The 18,971-nt window shown below is 36.5% G+C and carries 17 protein-coding genes and 1 other annotated feature; of the genes, 4 read left to right on the top strand and 13 right to left on the bottom strand.

Annotated features, from left to right (window positions below):
• Window positions 1-24 precede the first annotated feature (24 nt).
• The 4 genes from AC1DIT_RS01315 to AC1DIT_RS01300 all read right to left on the bottom strand — a co-directional run bounded on the left by AC1DIT_RS01315 (window position 25) and on the right by AC1DIT_RS01300 (window position 3,887).
• A complete protein-coding gene (locus AC1DIT_RS01315; RefSeq protein ID WP_016131093.1) occupies window positions 25-927 on the bottom strand; it encodes a thioester domain-containing protein in 903 nt (300 codons plus the stop codon).
• A gap of 141 nt (window positions 928-1,068) precedes the next feature.
• On the bottom strand, window positions 1,069-1,629 hold the full coding sequence (locus tag AC1DIT_RS01310; RefSeq protein ID WP_476998014.1) for a biotin transporter BioY: 561 nt from the start codon (window positions 1,627-1,629) through the stop codon (window positions 1,069-1,071).
• Between the two features lie 142 nt (window positions 1,630-1,771).
• Window positions 1,772-2,614 carry an aldo/keto reductase gene (locus tag AC1DIT_RS01305; protein WP_016131095.1) on the bottom strand — a complete coding sequence of 281 codons (843 nt, stop codon included), beginning with the start codon at window positions 2,612-2,614 and terminating at the stop codon, window positions 1,772-1,774.
• Window positions 2,615-2,669: 55 nt separating this feature from the next.
• Window positions 2,670-3,887: an MFS transporter gene (locus AC1DIT_RS01300; RefSeq protein WP_016112457.1), complete on the bottom strand. Its 1,218-nt coding sequence runs from the start codon at window positions 3,885-3,887 to the stop codon at window positions 2,670-2,672.
• Between the two features lie 334 nt (window positions 3,888-4,221).
• On the opposite strand from AC1DIT_RS01300, the gene AC1DIT_RS01295 reads away from it, so the two are divergent.
• From AC1DIT_RS01295 to AC1DIT_RS01285, 3 genes are all read left to right on the top strand, one after another.
• Window positions 4,222-4,572 (top strand): winged helix-turn-helix transcriptional regulator, encoded by a 351-nt coding sequence (locus AC1DIT_RS01295; RefSeq protein WP_016112458.1) that lies wholly within the window; start codon window positions 4,222-4,224, stop codon window positions 4,570-4,572.
• Window positions 4,573-5,032: 460 nt separating this feature from the next.
• Complete coding sequence (locus tag AC1DIT_RS01290) at window positions 5,033-5,473, top strand: DUF1641 domain-containing protein (protein ID WP_003201998.1); 441 nt, start codon at window positions 5,033-5,035, stop codon at window positions 5,471-5,473.
• Between the two features lie 44 nt (window positions 5,474-5,517).
• Window positions 5,518-6,696, top strand: a complete 1,179-nt coding sequence (locus AC1DIT_RS01285; RefSeq protein ID WP_016112459.1) for an NAD(P)/FAD-dependent oxidoreductase — start codon at window positions 5,518-5,520, stop codon at window positions 6,694-6,696.
• Window positions 6,697-7,003: 307 nt separating this feature from the next.
• Here the strand turns inward: AC1DIT_RS01285 and tyrS are convergent, their stop codons facing one another.
• The 5 genes from tyrS to AC1DIT_RS01260 all read right to left on the bottom strand — a co-directional run bounded on the left by tyrS (window position 7,004) and on the right by AC1DIT_RS01260 (window position 12,663).
• On the bottom strand, window positions 7,004-8,278 hold the full coding sequence (tyrS, locus tag AC1DIT_RS01280; RefSeq protein WP_016112460.1) for a tyrosine--tRNA ligase: 1,275 nt from the start codon (window positions 8,276-8,278) through the stop codon (window positions 7,004-7,006).
• 68 nt (window positions 8,279-8,346) lie between these two features.
• Window positions 8,347-8,567: a binding site (T-box leader), on the bottom strand.
• A 75-nt stretch (window positions 8,568-8,642) separates the two neighbouring features.
• Window positions 8,643-9,560 (bottom strand): UDP-N-acetylmuramate dehydrogenase, encoded by a 918-nt coding sequence (murB, locus tag AC1DIT_RS01275; protein ID WP_476998013.1) that lies wholly within the window; start codon window positions 9,558-9,560, stop codon window positions 8,643-8,645.
• A 667-nt stretch (window positions 9,561-10,227) separates the two neighbouring features.
• Window positions 10,228-11,622 carry a DUF4179 domain-containing protein gene (locus tag AC1DIT_RS01270; protein ID WP_016112464.1) on the bottom strand — a complete coding sequence of 465 codons (1,395 nt, stop codon included), beginning with the start codon at window positions 11,620-11,622 and terminating at the stop codon, window positions 10,228-10,230.
• Window positions 11,592-12,152: a sigma-70 family RNA polymerase sigma factor gene (locus AC1DIT_RS01265; RefSeq protein WP_016112465.1), complete on the bottom strand. Its 561-nt coding sequence runs from the start codon at window positions 12,150-12,152 to the stop codon at window positions 11,592-11,594. The genes AC1DIT_RS01270 and AC1DIT_RS01265 overlap by 31 nt, the downstream gene beginning before the upstream one ends.
• Before the next feature lie 115 nt (window positions 12,153-12,267).
• Window positions 12,268-12,663, bottom strand: a complete 396-nt coding sequence (locus AC1DIT_RS01260; RefSeq protein ID WP_003201985.1) for an SET domain-containing protein — start codon at window positions 12,661-12,663, stop codon at window positions 12,268-12,270.
• Window positions 12,664-12,862: 199 nt separating this feature from the next.
• On the opposite strand from AC1DIT_RS01260, the gene AC1DIT_RS01255 reads away from it, so the two are divergent.
• Entirely contained in the window at window positions 12,863-13,777 is a 915-nt protein-coding gene (locus AC1DIT_RS01255; RefSeq protein WP_016112466.1) for a phosphotransferase family protein, read from the top strand.
• Between the two features lie 164 nt (window positions 13,778-13,941).
• On the opposite strand, the gene AC1DIT_RS01250 is transcribed toward AC1DIT_RS01255, so the two are convergent.
• From AC1DIT_RS01250 to speG, 4 genes are all read right to left on the bottom strand, one after another.
• Window positions 13,942-15,144 carry a Ger(x)C family spore germination protein gene (locus AC1DIT_RS01250; protein ID WP_016132392.1) on the bottom strand — a complete coding sequence of 401 codons (1,203 nt, stop codon included), beginning with the start codon at window positions 15,142-15,144 and terminating at the stop codon, window positions 13,942-13,944.
• Window positions 15,125-16,231: a spore germination protein gene (locus AC1DIT_RS01245; RefSeq protein WP_016112468.1), complete on the bottom strand. Its 1,107-nt coding sequence runs from the start codon at window positions 16,229-16,231 to the stop codon at window positions 15,125-15,127. Before AC1DIT_RS01245 ends, AC1DIT_RS01250 begins: the two co-directional genes overlap by 20 nt.
• On the bottom strand, window positions 16,228-17,772 hold the full coding sequence (locus AC1DIT_RS01240) for a spore germination protein (RefSeq protein ID WP_016112469.1): 1,545 nt from the start codon (window positions 17,770-17,772) through the stop codon (window positions 16,228-16,230). The genes AC1DIT_RS01245 and AC1DIT_RS01240 overlap by 4 nt, the downstream gene beginning before the upstream one ends.
• 492 nt (window positions 17,773-18,264) lie before the next feature.
• Window positions 18,265-18,783, bottom strand: a complete 519-nt coding sequence (speG, locus tag AC1DIT_RS01235) for a spermidine N1-acetyltransferase (RefSeq protein WP_016112470.1) — start codon at window positions 18,781-18,783, stop codon at window positions 18,265-18,267.
• Window positions 18,784-18,971 lie beyond the last annotated feature (188 nt).

The following is an 18,971-nucleotide window of genomic DNA, read 5'->3' as shown; positions in this document are numbered from 1 at the left end:
GCGCTGGCAAACGCCAGCGCTTTTTTATCGTTTATAAGGTTTATTCGGTTTCTGCGGAACTTCAGCCTTTTTCCAGCTTACCGCTAAATCCGGGCTTATTTTCTCTTCACTGCGCTCTAATAAAACTACCGCATCTTGAATTTTCGGTGTTCCCTTATGCGCGATACCTTGTAATCTTGTTAAAGTTCCCGATACTTTAAAGCTAAATTCACCAGATGCTGTCTCTTTCGGAATTAAAATACGGAACTTTTCCCCCACATTAAACTGTGTTTTTGTTTCGCCCTTTTCATTCACAAATTTAACTCCTGCAGGCGCACCAGTTGCTTGCACTTGGTACGTTCCACTTTTCGCATTTGTTTGCACCGTATATAAATCTGTTTCGAAGAACTCATCTTTTAATACCGCTTCTTGCTTTTCTGACGGCGTAACACTCATCGTAATTTCTTGTACTTCTTCACTGCTCTTTGCTTTCGCAACAATATCTTTCATTACTTTTTCTACATTTTTATTACGAAAATCTAAATCATTAATATCCACTTGTCCCAGCGCATTCCATACAGCGAGCTGTGTCGCATAATGCGCCTCTCTCCAATCGGAGACACCTAATTCCTGTGGACTCTTTTGCGGATATCCATTTAATAACACGCGATATACACCAATATCCACTTTCCCCATTTCGGGTAAATCTTGACCGCTTGGTGATTTCAAATCTACATTCAAGCAAAAGGCGATTTTTCCATCTGCTGTTTTGATAAGTTCTGTTCGGATTGGTTTCTTTTTTGACTTACTATAACTCCAATCCATTTCGTACTTTGTGTGATCCATTACTTCCGCGAATGCTTTTTGGAGTGGGAATAATAAATTCGCAAATACAAATAAAACACTCAAAAAAGCAACCAATAACTTATACGATTGTTTAATATTCATGTTCACAACCCCTTATAAAATAACAAATTTACTACTGTATAGTATCTAGTTAAAAAGTCTTTTTATACATTACTTTTCCCTTCTTAAGACGCTATAAAAAAACACGCGCAGAGATCATTCTACGCGTGTTTCTATCATCATTTAGTTTTCTTGCAATAATAATTTCGAACGCACTAACGCTCCTCTTACCTGAATCCCAACCCATGCAGCTAATGCAGCTTTTATTACACCTACAATAAGGAAGGGCACAAAACCACCCATGAAAGCAGCTTGCCATCCTAGCGATGCCACATACTTTAAGAATACAGTCCCAATCGTTAATGTCACAAACATTCCTAAAACATTTGCCATTAACGAATTCCAAAATGTAAGCTTTGTCTTCTCAGTTAACAAACCAATTAAAAAAGCAGTTGGAATGAAGGCTAATAGGAAGYCGCCTGTAGGACCAAATAAAACGGATAAACCGCCACTAAACCCAGCATAAACAGGAATTCCAGTTGCACCAATTAAAACATATAACAGTACAGATAAAGTGCCATAGCGTGAACCTAAAATTGTAGCAGTAAGACCAATCGCTAATGTTTGTCCTGTTATCGGAACGAGCGGCAGAGGAATTGTAACTTGGGCCAAAATACCAATAATAGCAGCAAATAGTGCAGTAACAATTAACATGCGGAAATGATTTGTACGATGATTGTTCATATGTGCCTCCCTAGGAAAATTTCATATTATAAATTTAAGATATCCTATTTCATATACAGAGTAAATGTTTTGTTTGAATTTTTAGTTTTCTGCAATTAAAAAGAAGAGCACAAATTTTTTGTGCCCTTCTCCTCTGTTCATTTTAGAAATCAAAGTTATCCGGATCTGGACCAACGCGATGATTCTGATTTAACGCATCAATTTGTTCCATATCTTCTTTTGTTAATTCAAAATTAAATATGTCCGCATTTTGAATAATACGGTGCTCTTTTGTTGATTTTGGAATCGTTACAACTTCATTTTGTAAATCCCAGCGCAAGATAATTTGCGCAGTTGTTTTTCCATATTTATCTGCAATCTCTTGTAACGCAGGATTATCTAGTAACTGCCCTTGCATAAGAGGTGACCAAGCCTCCATTTGAATACCTTGTTCACGACAGAAGTCCCGCAATTCTTTTTGCGTTAAACGCGGATGATATTCTACTTGGTTAATCATCGGTTTCACTTCTGCCCCTTCCATTACATCTTTCAAATGATGGATTTGGAAGTTACTCACGCCAATTGCACGTACGCGTCCTTCTTTATATAACTTTTCTAATGCTCTCCACGTATCTTTATATTTTCCTTCTACAGGCCAATGAACAAGGTATAAATCTAAATAATCAAGCTCTAGTTTTTTTAGACTTTCTTCATATGCAGCTAACGTTTCTTCATATCCTTGATCTCTATTCCATACTTTTGAAGTAATAAATAAGTCTTCTCTTGAGACGCCTGCCTCTTTTATCCCTTCACGGATTCCTTCTCCTACCGCTTTTTCATTTGCATAAATCGACGCTGTATCAATGCTACGATATCCTTGTTTAATCGCTGTTTTCACTGCATTAACAAGTTCAGGTCCTTCTTCTACTTTAAATACACCTAAACCAAACCCAGGCATTTCCACGCCGTTATGCAACGCTACACGATCTTGTAAATTCTTAATCATATTCTTTTTCTCTCCTTCATCTTTTTATTTGTATAATATGGTTCACTTATGAATACTAACTTTTTGCCTGATCTCGTTTTTCTAATCCCATACCCCATGCCGTTAATATGACTGCACCAACTACCATAATTGCGCCGACCCACGCTGTATGAATTAACCCTAATGAATTCGTTACAATGCCACCAAGGTAAGCCCCAAGAGCAATCCCTGCATTAAAGGAGGCAATGTTAATTGCAGAAGCAACATCTACAGCGCTCGGAACAAAGCGTTCAGCTAATATCACAACATACACTTGTAATCCTGGAACATTCATAAACGCGAATAATCCCATTAAAATAATCGTAATAAGCCCCGCCACTTTAAACGGCGCCGTAAATGTGAGTACGAATAGCACAATCGCTTGAATGAAAAACATATAGAATAATGCACGAATTGGATTATGGTTCGATAGTTTTCCACCAATCATATTCCCAATCGCAATTGCAATCCCATATACTAACAAAATGATTGTAACTGTACTTGCTTTAAACCCTGTCACCTCTTGTAATAATGAAGACAAGTACGTAAATGTTACAAATGTTCCGCCGTACCCTAATGCGGTAATTACGAAAACAAGTAATAGTCTTCCGTTTGTTATTAATTTAAATTGATCGCGAAATGATACAGACGTACCTTTTTTTAAACTAGATGGAATTAACAAACTGTTTGCGATAAGGGCAACGATTCCAATTGCTACGATAACCATAAACGAAGCTCTCCAGCCAAATTGTTGACCTATAAATGTTCCAATTGGTACACCTGTGATAGTTGCGACTGTTAAGCCTGTGAACATAAAAGCAATTGCACTAGCACGTTTATCTTCTGGTACAAGAGCTGCAGCGATTGTTGAACCTATCGACATAAATACTCCATGCGCAAATGCAGATACAACTCTCGCAACAAGCAGTACACCAAAGCCTGTTGCCACTCCTGCAATACCATTACCAATAATGAAAACAATCATAATCCACATTAATAATGTTTTCCGTGACATACTAGCTGTCAACGACGTTAATACAGGAGCGCCAAATGCTACTCCTAGCGCATATAAAGACACGGTTAAACCTGCTGTTGTAACTGAAACATGTAAATCGTTCGAAATAGATGGCAATAAACCGACGCTAATAAATTCAGTTGTACCAATGCCAAACGCACTAATCGCTAATGCTAATAAAGCAAACACACTTCTTCTATTTGTTTGAACATCTGAAGACGGTACTGTATATGAACTCAATCGAATTCCTCCTTAATATGAGAAATCCAATCATAATAGTATGATAAAAAGGCCCTTTTATCTGCTAATAAACACAGTTTTACTGCTCACAACTGCTATTATGAATGGTTTCATTCTTTTTCGAAAGAACGCACTTTAAAGTACTATAGATACCAAAAGGTAACATAGTTACTTTTTGGTACCGTATTACTCATCTGCCTCTTACGTATGCTATTATGAAACATGTTTAATATGAAAAACAGTACGTACTTTAAAGTACTATAGGCACTAAAAAGTAACATAAGGAAAAATTTCCATATGTGAGTATAAAAATTTTTTAACGGAGGTTGTAATTATGAAGAAATATAATATTCCTGTAGAAGCAACCTTAGAAGTAATCGGCGGAAAATGGAAGGTCGTTATTCTTTGTCACTTAACAAAAGGAACAAAACGAACAAGTGAATTAAAGCGTTTAATGCCTGGCATTACGCAAAAGATGCTCACACAACAATTACGTGAATTAGAAGAAGATGGAGTTATTCAAAGGAAGGTTTATAATCAAGTCCCACCAAAAGTTGAGTACTCTCTTACTGACTATGGTTGGTCTTTAGAAGCAATTCTTGATTCTCTTTGCACTTGGGGTGAATGTCACCTAGAAAAGAATGGGGATTCGTCCATGCTTATCCCGCAAACAAATCAATCTTAATCAGAAAAAAAGGAAAAAATGAACATTCATTTGCTCATTTTTTCCTTTTCCTCTCTATAATTCAGTACATTTTAGGTAACAGTAAAATAAAATATATGCTTTTTTCCCTTGCTAATACTAAGTTATGGACTCAAAGTCAAATAATTAGGGATCATTTTTATGTTAACCTGGGTGTATATAGTATATAATAAAGGATATATATTATATACACTTTCCGATAAAGGAACTTTCCATTATAGGGACAAGCCATGTATCGGACAAGTTCATAAATAATAGGTAAGAAATTATGGTTTTAGATTTATGATTGCCTTCTACTTGTAATCATAAATTTAAAGGCATTTTATTGCGTTTTGTGAAGCTTTGCATAAAGTTTCGCAAATTTTTGCTAGCGCTTACCTGTAATAGGAATGTTTTATTTCTAAAAAAATAAGAGTATTGCTATCGTAAAGGAGAATTGGAGATGCCAGAAACTATCACTCAAACAAAGCCTGAACAAGAATCTTTACAAATTTCTGCTAGCCAAGGACAACTTGATGTACTTGATCAGTTGTTAAAACCTGAGGTACAAGAGTCATTAACTACACTAGTAGAACAGCTTCCAAAATTAACTGAGCTTGTTAACATTTTAACTAAGTCTTATGACTTCGCTCAAACTGTTGCTACTGACGAAGTATTAAAAAGCGACACTGTTGGCGCAATCCAAGAGATTGTAGAACCTGTAAAAGATACAGTGAAAAGCATGGCAGCAACTGCTATCGAAGCAAAAGATCGTGCTGAAGAAAGCTCTGAAGTTATCGGTCTTTTCGGTCTGTTAAAATTACTAAAAGATCCACAAGCACAAAAAATGTTCCGTTTTATCAATGCTTATCTTCAAATTAGTGCAGAACGCAATAATAAATAATTTATCTTATAACAACAATTAGTAAAGACGGGAGATATCATACTATGTCAAAACAAATTGTCATCTTAGGCGCTGGTTATGGCGGWCTTCTTGCYGCTTTAAAYGTACGTAAATATTACAGCAAATCAGAAGCACAAGTTACAGTRATYAACCAATACCCAACACACCAAATCATTACAGAATTACACCGCCTAGCAGCAGGTAACGTTTCTGAACAAGCAGTTGCAATGCCACTTGAAAAACTTTTCAAAGGCAAAGACATCGATCTTAAAATTGCAACAGTTGAGTCATTCTCAGTTGATAGCAAAGAAATTAAACTAGCTGGTGGCACTACTTTATCTTACGATGCACTTGTAGTTGCTTTAGGAAGTAAAACTGCTTACTTCGGCATTCCAGGACTAGAAGAAAACAGCATGGTATTAAAATCTGCTGCTGATGCAAACAAAATCTACAAACACGTTGAAGACCGTATTCGCGAATACGCTAAAACGAAAAACGAAGCTGATGCTACAATCTTAATCGGTGGTGGCGGATTAACTGGCGTTGAGCTAGTTGGTGAGCTTGCTGACATTATGCCTAAACTTGCAAAAAGCCACGGCGTAAACCCTAAAGAAGTAAAATTACTTCTTGTTGAAGCAGGTCCAAAAATCCTTCCAGTATTACCTGACCATTTAATTGAACGTGCAACTACTAGCTTAGAAGCACGCGGTGTTACATTCTTAACAGGTCTTCCTGTAACAAACGTTGCTGGCAATGAAATCGACTTAAAAGACGGTCAAAAAATCGTTGCAAACACATTCGTTTGGACAGGTGGCGTACAAGGTAACCCATTAATCGGTGAATCAGGTCTTGAAGTAAACCGTGGCCGTGCAACTGTTGATGCATACCTACAATCTACTTCTCACAAAGACGTATTCGTTGCTGGAGACAGCGCTGTTGTCTTCGGTCCAGAAGGTCGCCCATACCCACCAACTGCACAAATCGCTTGGCAAATGGGTGAGTTAATTGGATACAACTTATACGCAGCACTAGAAGGCAAAGCATTCGAAGAGTTTGCACCAGTAAACTCTGGAACACTTGCAAGTCTAGGTCGTAAAGATGCTGTTGCTACAATCGGAGCAAGCTCAACTCCACTTAAAGGCTTACCAGCATCATTAATGAAAGAAGCAAGTAACGTTCGTTACTTATCACACATTAAAGGATTATTCAGCTTAGCTTACTAATCCGTTTACTAGCCCGAATCATGATTCGGGCTTTTTTATTTTTAAAAGCTTTCTTTTTAGATGGGAGAGAGCATCCAGCCATGCATAGGAGCGGTCAGGGCCTTTTTCTGCCCCATGCCAATTTTAAAACAAAGAGAGATGATGAGTGCAAGGCTCCTTTTGTTCTTTGTGGCAGCGATTTATATATTATTTTTATTCGACAAAAAGGCTCGACAAACCTCTATAATAGTCTTAATATACTGATTTTTTTGTGGCGAAATTGTGTATAGTAAAAAAGTAGAAATGAGGATATCTCCTCACTTCTACTCTATAACAAACTTTCTTCTCCTAATTTCACCAAGCTGTAATTCTTTTTACCTTTACGGATAATAACAAATCTTCCATCGAATGAATTTTCTGCTGTAACATTTGTATTCACATCCGTCACTTTTTCACCGTTCATAGAAATAGCTCCATTATTAATATCTTCTCTGGCTTGACGTCTAGAAGGTTCAATTCTTAAATCAACTAACCACTCAACGATATTTTTTGTTTCTTTTGAAGCATGGAAAGTCGGCATATCTTTAAATCCTTGTTCAATTTCATCCGCAGTTAATGATTGAATATCCCCACTAAATAATGCTGCTGTAATTTTTAGTGCTTGGGACAGTGCATGCTCACCATGAACAAATTTCGTCATTTCTTCTGCTAGCACTTTTTGCGCTTCACGCTTATGTGGCTCTGTTTGCACTTTAACTACTAATTCATCAATTCTCTCTTTCGTTAAGAACGTAAAGTATTTCAAGTATTTAACCACATCACGGTCATCTGTATTCACCCAGAACTGGTAGAATTCAAATGGCGTTGTTTTTTCAGGATCTAACCAAACTGCTCCGCCTGCTGACTTACCGAATTTCGTACCGTCTGACTTTAATAACAATGGAATTGTTAACCCAAATACTTTTGCTTCATGCCCTTCTAATTTACGAATTAAATCTAAACCACTCGTAATATTTCCCCACTGGTCGCTACCACCGATCTGTAATTGGACACCTTCTTCTTTGTATAAGTGATGGAAATCCATCGCTTGTAATATTTGATATGTGAATTCTGTAAATGAAATCCCCGTATCTAGACGGCTTGCTACAATATCTTTCGCTAACATACTATTTATACTAAAGTTTTTACCGTAGTCTCGTAAAAACTCGATAATATTGATTTGATGCGTCCAGTCATAGTTATTTACCATTTTCACTTCACTATTACCGCCAAAGTCAAATAGCTTTTTCATTTGTGCTGTTAAAGCATCCACATTATGTTGCACTTGTGCTAATGTTTGTAACTGACGCTCTGTTTGTCGTCCACTTGGATCGCCAATTGTTCCTGTTGCTCCTCCAATTAAAATAACMGGATGATGKCCAGCTAATTGRAATCKYTTCATCATCATAAACGGAATYAAATGTCCRATATGCATACTRTCACCAGTTGGATCTACACCACAGTACAAGGAAATCCTTTTCTCTTCTATTAATTCACGTAATCCGTCTGCATCAGTTTGTTGATTAACGGCATCGCGCCATTCTAATTCATCAATAATGTTCATGTCTTCCCATCCCCTTTACTATTTAAAATTCCAATTAAAAAACAAAAAGCCCCTATGTCTACATTAGACATAGGGACGATTATGAACCGTGTTACCACCCAGATTGCACAAATAGTATCATACTACTATTCATGCCACTCTTAGCAATAATATCGATTGCTACTCCGCTTAGCATTACCTAAGATACTCCAGAGTGTAATTCACAAGTTTGTTTGTGCTAGGTTCCATCAACCCCTAGCTTTCTCGACAACAGTGACAAACTGCTACTAGGCTCTTTCAACGTATTGAATATGTTAAATTATAGCCATTATAGTGAATGAAAAGCATATTGTCAATTATACCCAAAAACTTTTTTAGAAATTATTTAATTTAAATCTTCTCCAATAATCCTTACTTCTCTTTCTAACGTAACACCACATTTCTCTTTAACTGTCTTTTGAACGAAATGAATTAAATCGATATAATCTTGCGCCGTTCCATTATCAACGTTTACCATGAATCCAGCATGTTTTGTTGAAACTTCCACACCGCCAATTCGCGTTCCTTGTAGCTCAGAGTCTTGAATAAGCTTACCAGCAAAGTTATTAGGCGGACGCTTGAAAACACTACCGCATGAAGGATATTCTAATGGCTGTTTCGATTCTCTTTTATACGTTAAATCATCCATTTTTTCTTTAATCTCTTCATATACACCATTCTCAAGTTCAAATGTAGCTTCAAGTATGATGTAATGATTATTGGCAAATGTACTTTTACGATATCCAAAATCAAAGTCGTCTTTTGAAAGAGTAATTAGCTCTCCCTCTTTTGTCATGACAACCGCTTTTGTTAATACATATGCTACCTCACCACCGTATGCACCTGCATTMATATATAAAGCCCCTCCAACAGACCCTGGTATACCACAAGCAAATTCAAGACCTGTTAAAGAATGCTTTAATGCTATTCTTGATATATCAATAATCGCTGCACCACTTTGTGCTACAATTGTCTGCTCGTTCACAGTAACATCCGTAATATGAGTCAAACTTAATGTAATCCCACGAATACCACCGTCTTTTATAATGACATTCGAGCCGTTTCCTAAAAACGTAATTGGAATGTTGTGTTTATTTGCATACTGTACAACTTGTTGAATTTCAGTATAGGTAGTAGGCTGTACAAACACATCTGCTTTTCCCCCTACTTTTATATGCGTATGATTCTTTAACATCTCATCTTGTTTTACATGTTCTTCTGGTAATACTGTACGTAAATATTTATATACTTCCTGCATATTCATTCTATGATTCCTCTATTTCTATTAATAATTAATGGCCTATCCTCTCGATATATAAATACAAATTGAAAAACCGACATAAAATCTTTCTTTTTAGGTGAGAGAGGGCGTCTAGCCATGCATAGAAGCGGTCAGCCCCTCTTCCTGCCCCCTGCAAAGTTAAAACAAAAGGAGAAAATGAGTACAGGTCACCTTTTGTTCTTCATAGCAGCGATTTATATGGTGGAAAATCAAAATGGATATATAGTTTCGGCATTTTTAAAACCATTTCTCTTATTTTCTTCCATTCCGCTTACAAGTTCATTCACTACACTACATGTAATGCCATGCTGAAAATAAGTAGATAATCGGCCATCACATAGATTACCTAAATAGTTTTGTAAGATAACTTCCGTCTCTATCTTATCAAAAAATCGAGAAGAAAACTTTACCTTCAAAAATTTTCCGATATAACCAAGTTTAAGATAGAAAAATTTAAAATCTAATCTCTTCCTTTACAAAACTCTATTATATCGCATGTCAATGTGAAAAAATATGTTTAAAGATGGAACTTTTCAAACTGATAAAAATGTCTATATTTTGTCACATCAAAAATAGACATTACAAAACTGTAAGGCTTTTGTAATATAAAAGGATGCCTCCTTATATGTTAAGGGCATCCTTTTTTCGATTACTTTAATTGAATTTGAACTGGTGGTAATGGCTTTTCAGGATGATATGGTGACATTGCTACTTCTAGCACATAATTTTTTAGACTAAAATTCTTTACACCATATTCCCCATCCAACTTAAATGTCGCTTGGAATTGTAGCTTTTCCTTATTCAATACCTTTACATCGCTTCCTTTTATAACATGACCAATTGGTGCAAATTCCTTATCTACATATGAAGAATCAATTAAATTCATAACTTCTCCACAATTGACCAATTCATCCATAGACTTATGTTTTGTATCGGCATTTTGAAGTGTATATTGCACAATTAATCGCTGTTTTTTATGCTGAATTTTATTCACGACAATCTTCAAATCGCTACGAGTACTTTGTATTTCAAATGGCGTCTTTTGATTTAAAGCCTGAATAGACGGCTTTTCAGATAATCTCACATTCGGATGTAGCGTAATAAATTCCGCTCCCTCTGGAATTTTCCCGAAAATAGATCGTTCATTAGATTCTATCTGATTTCCAAATTTTTCTCTTCCAAATTCAATACCTGACGTGTTAAAATCAATTTCATTTCCTTTATCGTCAGTTACTTTTCCAATTCTCGCTAAATCATTTTCTCCAGCAGGTGGATATATTGCTTTATAGTCGATAGCAACGGATTCTTTTCCGAGCGTAATCTTTTCAAAGTTAAATGTATGTTCTTTATCTTCACTACTTACGGATTGCTGAGGGTTAATGATTTTATTTTCTAATTGCTGTACAGGGATATCAAATTTCCAAAACCCTTTTGTGTCCCCGATAGATGTAATCGTAATGGGTAACGTTGTATTTTGGGGAAGCTCTTTTTCTGGATAATCAATGTGAATATTCCCAAACCAACCGTCTTTTGTTATTTTGCCATCAAATGAAGCTGCCCTCCCCCACTTTTGGCTTCCATCAACAAGTTTAAAATCATAGTAAAAGCCTCTAGCAGAATTATGCCTGATCTCTACTTGATCTGGATTATCTACTTTAAACGTAACGCCAATTCTACCACCATCATAATAAACACTATTCATTGTTACGCTAATCCCATTGCTCACCGCCTGCTGATTTAACTCTGTTACAAGCTTACTTGCCGACAGATTTTGACCAATTGTATCATGAAAATGCGAATAAATTTTCCCGATAATCGGAACTTCCGCCAAGACACGGCTCATTTGTGGAAACACAAATCCAGAGCCTAGTACACCTATACAGATTGAAGCGGCAGTTAACAAAGCAATTTTTCTCCTCTTATATATCTTTTTAACTGGTTTTTCCGCCTTCGCCCTAGCAATCCCTTTTTGTATAGTCAGATTCAATTCTTGTTTCGGAACATCGACTTTATTTATTTCATCATTAAACCACTGCTTATCCAATTCTCATCACTCCCCCCTAATAATTTTTTTAGAGATTTTCTTGCCCGGTGTAAATACGTCTTTACTGTTCCCTCTGGTATATTCATTTGCCAAGCAATTTGATTAATTGGAAGATCATAATAATAATATAAGATGATTACTGTTTGGTAATTTTCATCCAACCTTTGAATTGCTTCCTGCAAATCGATATTTTGTTCAATTTGATGTAATTTGTTTGGCATCCCGCCGTATGTATCCGCTTCTCTTCCATCCTCTATCTTCGTCACTTTTTTCTTTTCACCTAGTAACTGATAAGCATTATGTATAAGAATACGTGTCAACCATGTCAAAAAATAGTTTGGTTTCTTTAATTGATCTATGGATAAGTACGCTTTATATACTGTTTCCTGTACAATGTCCAGTGCATCTTCTTTATTTTGTACATACAGATAAGCAGTGCGGTACAACTGATCTTGGTATAGGCTAATAAGCTGTTCAAAAGCTGCATCGTCACCTTTTCTTGCCTTTTTGACTAATTTTATTTCATCCATCGTATCCCCTCCTTTCACTTTATTAGATAGATGAAAGTACAGTTTGGTTTCAAATATTTATTTTTATTCCATACAAAAGAGCACATCCAATCGAATGTGCTCTTTTTACACTTAATTATTTATCGTTTTCTTCTTTTTCCCTATCAAACCATAATAATTCATCATCATCAACATCACCATTATAGTTGATCAGAATTTCTTCTCCTGCTTTTATATCCTTGTAAGCAAAGAATTTAAACGTGTGATTCTCAAAAACGATCTCATACGTCGCATTCGGCGTATAAGAATGATTAAATAACATACCGTAACCTAAAAGAATTGCCGTATGATTCACTCCATACTCAAATGCGTAGTCAGCAAGTAATGTTTTCTCTATAAACTCATGCTGTTCATTCGGATAAGAGATAACGGGTGCTTCGTGTAGAAGTTCGCCCTTTTTTATATCACGCTTTGCGAATACTCCTCTATTAAATTCTCCATCGCTAAGTGCGGAAGTCTTGATTTCAATCATATTCGTCACCTATAATTTCTTTCTCTGAAGTATTTTATCTTCTTAAGCTTGGCAGATAATGAGGAGAAAAGCAATTGGTTTTATTTTTCCTTTTTATATAAGTGGGAGCTTATATTTCATTACTCTAAAGATCATATATGATAACATAAAATTAACGGAATAATCAGAACCAAACCCTTGCAAATAAGGAGGTAATAAAATGATTCATATGCAGTCTAAAGCAGAAGAATTAAAAGAGAAGTTACACATTATATTAACTGACACGTATCCAGACCTAGCAGTAAAACATTTAGACATCATAGGAAATGGTGTACAAAATATTGTTTTTCGGGGCGATTCTGAAAAAGGCCCCTTAGCTTTCCATGTGCCTTGGGAGCGCGAGGTTAACAACCTAAATGACGGGTTGTTTAGTAGCCTAATTTCCTTACAAAAAGAGGCTGCACTTTCTAATTTTTTCTTTTCTAAAGGCCTTTCGGTACCAGCAGTTCATGAATTACATCTTTCTACAGAACTAGATTTCTTGATTTCAGATTATGTGGCGACTGATTCTGTCCCTATTTCCGCCTATAAAATCGGAGAAATCGCTCACCAGCTTCACAATATATCGATTGAGGATTTAACTTATCAAAATGAAAATGAAGAACCTTGCAGTAAGCTACTCGCCAAACGCCTTGTAACAAGAATGGAAGCATTCAATCAAATTGCGAATTGTAACATTCAATTACCCAAGGAAACAGAAATTGAACAAATATTAAAAGAAGGAGATTCTTTAAAAAGATTGCTACATATGGACATTCGACCTGTGAACCTCATTGGTTACAAAGGAGAAGTAAAAGCAATCGTTGACTGGGATAATGCATTGATTGGTCATCCACTATTAGACCTAATGAGAATATTAGAAACGAATGAGATCAATTGGGAAGAATTTAAAGAAGGATATGGAAATAAGGTCATTTTCGACTCTCTTCCCCCTATTGTGCGCTCGTTTTATCAGTTGGATACAGCGGTAATGCTAGCTAATCTTTTCATTGATCGACTGAAAATAGCTGAGAAAGAACTACATTATAAAGAGCGTGTAAAAACAATAAGTAGCGAAATAAGAAAAGCTTTATAAAGAGAAGATATACTTATACAATTCTACATCTTGCCTTACAACAAACTAAAAGACCTCCCTTAGGAAATTATAAACATAAAAAATGTTGGCGGAAGGTCACTCACTATTCCGCCAACATTTTTTCATTTATCTCATACTATGTCATGCAATAAAAAATCTCACTTCTAAGATCCTTCCGTACCATAGTCCTGGATCGTTAACTTTACGCTATATTTGATTGGAGCCTTACTAAATGTTTTATCCCAATCTTTTTCGACCTTTTTCCATACTTTTGGATACTCAATTTTTAATCTGTTACCGAAGCCAGCGACATCGACCTGATATTCCTTTTGAATCTTTTTTAATGTATGCTTCACCAATCGATTCACTTCTTGTTTCGTGGACTTTTCTACACTTTTTAGAAAATTATTTTCAAAAGGTTCCCCTGAAGCGACCCAGTTTTCAGACAGCCGTCCCTCTGATTGGATGTTCACATCAAAAGAGATGTTATTTCCTTTAACGTGGGGTTGGATTTTACTTTTCATAGATTTCACTTCATACAGGATGGGTTTTCCTGTCTTTTCATCAAAGCTTTTCACCAGACCGCTTTTCCCTTTCCCAGTTATCCATGTTAAGCCTTCTAACTCATTTTCATTCAAAAAACCGCGCAGCTTTTTTGTCTTTCCTTTGATTACGGCAGCTCCCGCAAATTTCACTTCTCCATTTTCCGAAATCACATTTGGCAAAAGAAAACTAGCCCCTGATTGTATCTTTCCTGGTAATTTAGCAAGCGGCACGGGAGGTAAAATCCGTGATGATCTATATTGATTATCCCCAATTCCAAGCAAAAGGAACGCTGGAATTTCTCCTGCTTCCCTCGATTTCAATGTCTCACTAGCTCGTCCCTTACTAATTAACACGAGGCAACTTGGTCTCATCTCATTATCACGGATATAAATATCCAGTAACTGCTTCAAACTATACATTCGTGCAAGGCTTTCACTAACAACAATGACTTTCGTGTGATGGAAGATTATAGGACGCTGCCTTCTTAATGCGACTTCACGAATCGATTGGTGAAGAGAATCTCCTGTTTCAGAAACATTCATGTAGGCTTTTTGTTGTCCCCCTCCGCCCTTTCCTTTACCTGATAATTCTGGTTTAACAAACTGATAGGTCGATGTTATAAGATTCCTTTTTCGATAACCTCCTCCATGTTCTTCTATCTCTTTCTCAACTTTCGTCTCCTTCCCTTTATCAAATGCCAGCCCTACCGCGAACCCCTGCTCTTCAATTTCATGACTGCTCCAACACCCTGTAAGAGCCAGAAGTAAAAGAACTGATGATAAAGCTAAAAGAAGTCGTACATTATTCACACTTCGGTTCATTCTTTCTCTTCCTCCATCTCGAAATTACAAGGAGAAGCAGTGGTAGGATACCAAATAATATCATCGCCGCATTACCAATCACATCCCCAAATTTAAATAGATCATTAATGTTTTTCGGAATTTGAGCAACGATATAAATAACCGGGAGTAACCCATACAAAAATGAATGAATATTTTTATTAAAGAGCTGTGCCAGTCCCAAAGCAGCAGCATAGTAGCAGATTGTGTAAGTTGCAAAGATTTGCATAATCCATACCACAAGTAACAAAGACTCAAACCGTTCAAATATCAAACCGGGGAGTTCAAAACTTCGCATAAGATCGATCGTAGGCCATGTTCTCAATAACACTCCATCGACAGAAAACGTTCCTATAACCATCACAACTGTAATGACATAAAAAATTAAGGGAATAGCAGTTCCGATTAGAACGACTTTTACAGCTTGGCGTGGTTGTTTCATAAATGCCAAAAGGAGCAACATGATTTCGGCACCTGAATATGCAAGCGTTGTTGTTTTTAAGCCTTTTAGTGCTGGGATAATCCCTAACCCTAATACAGGACGAAGATTGTCTATCTCAAATATTCCAATGCTCATAAAGGAAGTAAGCAAGAAAATAAAGACTGTAATTGGAAATATAATTTCAAATAAACGTGCTATCGAGTTTATTCCGCCTAGGTTTAAATAGAGACTCACCCACATAAATGGCATGATAATAGCCCACCCAGGTGTTCCTTCCAGTAAAAAGAAACTTGTTATTCCTTCCAGCGTTTTGACTTCAAATGAAGAAAGCATAAAAAAGTAACCTATAATAAATAGACTAAGTATCGCTCCTACCCATTTCCCTACAATTTCTTGATTATATTGATAAAATGTTTTTCCAGGGAATTGTTGACTTAATTTGACGATGATTATCCCTGCAACCATCGCAATTAATCCGCCTAAAATAACGGTTATCCAAACATCTGGTGTGTTTACTTTCTCAGCAGCTGTTCTGGGCAAGGTGAGAATTCCTATTGCGAGTATATAATTGATAAGAATGACAGCCGCTTGCGAAGTCGGAATTCGATCTTTAGAGTTGGTAATCATCCCTCTTCACTTCCTTTTCGTATCGAATCTTTCATATTCATCATTTTTGGGCGCCGTTTCATCATCTGAAGTGGCATGCGGATCACGAAATCTTTCCAATCACTTACATGATAAACAACAGCTGGACTGGCATAGGGTACGCCGAAACTCTTCAATCTCGCTATATGACTGCATAGAACGAGAAAAAACAGAATGACTCCGTATAGTCCAAATATGGCAGCGCAAAACATGGCTACAAAGCGAAGGATCCGTAGTGGAATTGCCGCACTATAATGAGCGAGCGCAAAGGAAGAAATAGCAGTGGCCGCTACTACAATTACCATAATTGGACTAATAATTCCCGCTTCTACGGCAGCCTGTCCAATGATTAATCCACCGACAATTCCCATCGCTGAACCAATCGGCTTAGGCAGGCGTAGCCCTGCTTCCCGCAAAATTTCGATGGCTATTTCCATAAATAATGCTTCTATAATTGCAGGAAACGGAACTCCTTCCCGTCCCCCAAGAATTGAAATAGCCAACTTGGTCGGAATTAATCCAGGATGAAATGAGATAAAGGAAATGTACAAAGCAGGTGCAAAAAGAGAAATAATAGCTGCTCCAAAACGCAATAAACGGATAAACGTGCCTGGAATCCAACGTTCATAATAATCTTCGGGCGATTGCATCAGCATGCTAAATGTAACTGGAACAATCAGGGCAAAAGGTGTTCCATCTAATAAAATCGCAACACGCCCTTCCATCAACGCTGCGATGACGCGATCAGGGCGCTCCGTACTCTGTGCTTGTGGAAACGGGCTGAGGTAATTATCTTCGATAAGCTGCTCCACATATCCTGATTCTGGCACATTATCAATATTGATTTTCTGAATTCTTTTCTTAACCTCTTCTACCAATTCCGAATTAGCAATCTCTTTCATATAGGCAATAACCAACTCTTTTTTTGCCCGCTCTCCTACATAAAATTTTGTTAATGACAATCCCTCGTTTTCGCCATGTAGCCGTAAAAGAGCAGTATTATCAGACAAAACTTCTGTGAAACCTACCCGTGGACCTCTAACTGACACCTCTGATATCGGCTCTTCAACATTGCGTGTTTTTCCTTTTTTTGTACCAAGAATTAATACACCTGCTAATCCATCAACTAAAAGTGCCGTTGAACCTATCAACACTTTTGCCATCAACTCTTTTATAGAATAGACTTCTTCTACCTCACTAATAGAAAGAACGCGATTCTTAATAAACTCTTTTGAAATGGTACCTTCCACATAAGATGGTGCACTCTTATATTCTTCATAAAAATTAGACATCAATGACTTCAAAATATGCATATTAATGAGATCCTTATCCGACAGTCCCTCCACAAAAACAAGCGCCGCTCGAATATTTGTCCCCCCTATGTTAAACTCTCGAAAGTGGGCATCCGAGTTATAACTAACTTCTTTTTTTACAAGCTCTAGATCCAAGGTAAAATCGCCTGTAAAATAATCTGTTACGTTTTGAAAAGGCTTATCCTGATATGTATCGGTTTGTTGCCCCATCTTTGATTCCTTCTCTTTCATCCTCATCACTCTTTCTCTAATGTACGGATCCAACTAAAAACTCTTGAGGTCACATAAGGAACGACAAATACTATAAAAGTTTGCACAAACACTTTCCAATCTGGAAGATAAGAAACAAGCGTTTTCCACATTTTAATCACCCAATATCCGCAGTTGACACTGCGATTTCTCGCCCTAATTGGAATTTCTTAAGCATTATTATGTCTGATGTACGGAAATTTAATCCATTCAAAGCTTTATCATTACTTTCTTTTTGATATTAGCCTTCTACTATCAAAAACTTATAATTGGATATATGATTAGACAAAAAAGCCCATCTTTTTATAAAGATTGAGCCTTCTTTGTTTATTACTAACGATGAAGCATACCCTTGGACAATCAAAAAAGAAGCATAACCCTAAGTTATGCTTCCTTTTATATATTTAAAACAGTACATCAAATAAATATTTATTTTTCATCATACATTAAAACTTATGATTTCATTTCTAAATATTGATGCTGGAAAATACACATTCTGATTGCATTATGGTAGTTACCATCAACAAAAAATTCATCTTGTAACTCGCCTTCAATCGTAAAGCCGACTTTTTTGTAAATATGCGTAGCTTTTTCATTTTCTTTATCTACCACTAAATAAAGTTTGTGCATATTTAATACTGAAAAGGCGTAATTCATCGCTAAACGGGTTGCGCACGCTGCATAACCATATCCTTGATACTTTGGATCAATGATAATTTGAAATTCTGTTCTTCGATGAATGTAATCAATCTCCACTAATTCAACTAATCCAATCATATTATTATCTTTTTCTACTATAAATCGACGTTCACTTTGATCATGAATGTGCTTATCATATAGATCCTGCAACTCCACAAAAGCTTCATAAGGTTCTTCAAACCAATAAGACATAATATGTGCATTATTGTTAAGTTCATGAACAAATTTCAAATCTTCTCGTTCTAATGGGCGCAGTTTAGGTTCTTGACTCATTTTTTCAATCTCCATTCTTCATTTAATTTCTCAACAGTTTTCATTTCAAAACGCTCCCTTACAACTCTCTACTCACATTCTAATCCTTCAAGTAACTTGAAGGTCAAGGAGGAAGTAAACATACGCTTTGTCTCTTTTCATCACTAGAATTAAAAAAGTAGTGCGAACCAATACCTTGGTCTACACTA

The sequence above is a fragment of the Bacillus sp. 05T22 genome, from assembly GCF_056396765.1.
The sequence above is the reverse complement of the archived record's forward strand: the minus strand, read 5'-3'. Positions and strand labels throughout refer to the sequence as shown.

Bases quoted from the DNA above. Each gene is read 5' to 3' on its own strand.
- AC1DIT_RS01260 (WP_003201985.1), bottom strand. From the start codon at position 12,663: ATGATTGAAATCAAGACTTCCGCACTTAGCGATGGAGAATTTAATAGA.
- AC1DIT_RS01290 (WP_003201998.1), top strand. From the start codon at position 5,033: ATGCCAGAAACTATCACTCAAACAAAGCCTGAACAAGAATCTTTACAA.
- AC1DIT_RS01305 (WP_016131095.1), bottom strand. From the start codon at position 2,614: ATGATTAAGAATTTACAAGATCGTGTAGCGTTGCATAACGGCGTGGAA.
- AC1DIT_RS01255 (WP_016112466.1), top strand. From the start codon at position 12,863: ATGATTCATATGCAGTCTAAAGCAGAAGAATTAAAAGAGAAGTTACAC.
- speG (WP_016112470.1), bottom strand. From the start codon at position 18,783: ATGAGTCAAGAACCTAAACTGCGCCCATTAGAACGAGAAGATTTGAAA.
- AC1DIT_RS01245 (WP_016112468.1), bottom strand. From the start codon at position 16,231: ATGATTACCAACTCTAAAGATCGAATTCCGACTTCGCAAGCGGCTGTC.
- AC1DIT_RS01315 (WP_016131093.1), bottom strand. From the start codon at position 927: ATGAATATTAAACAATCGTATAAGTTATTGGTTGCTTTTTTGAGTGTT.
- AC1DIT_RS01265 (WP_016112465.1), bottom strand. From the start codon at position 12,152: ATGGATGAAATAAAATTAGTCAAAAAGGCAAGAAAAGGTGACGATGCA.
- AC1DIT_RS01240 (WP_016112469.1), bottom strand. From the start codon at position 17,772: ATGGGGCAACAAACCGATACATATCAGGATAAGCCTTTTCAAAACGTA.
- AC1DIT_RS01295 (WP_016112458.1), top strand. From the start codon at position 4,222: ATGAAGAAATATAATATTCCTGTAGAAGCAACCTTAGAAGTAATCGGC.
- AC1DIT_RS01250 (WP_016132392.1), bottom strand. From the start codon at position 15,144: ATGAACCGAAGTGTGAATAATGTACGACTTCTTTTAGCTTTATCATCA.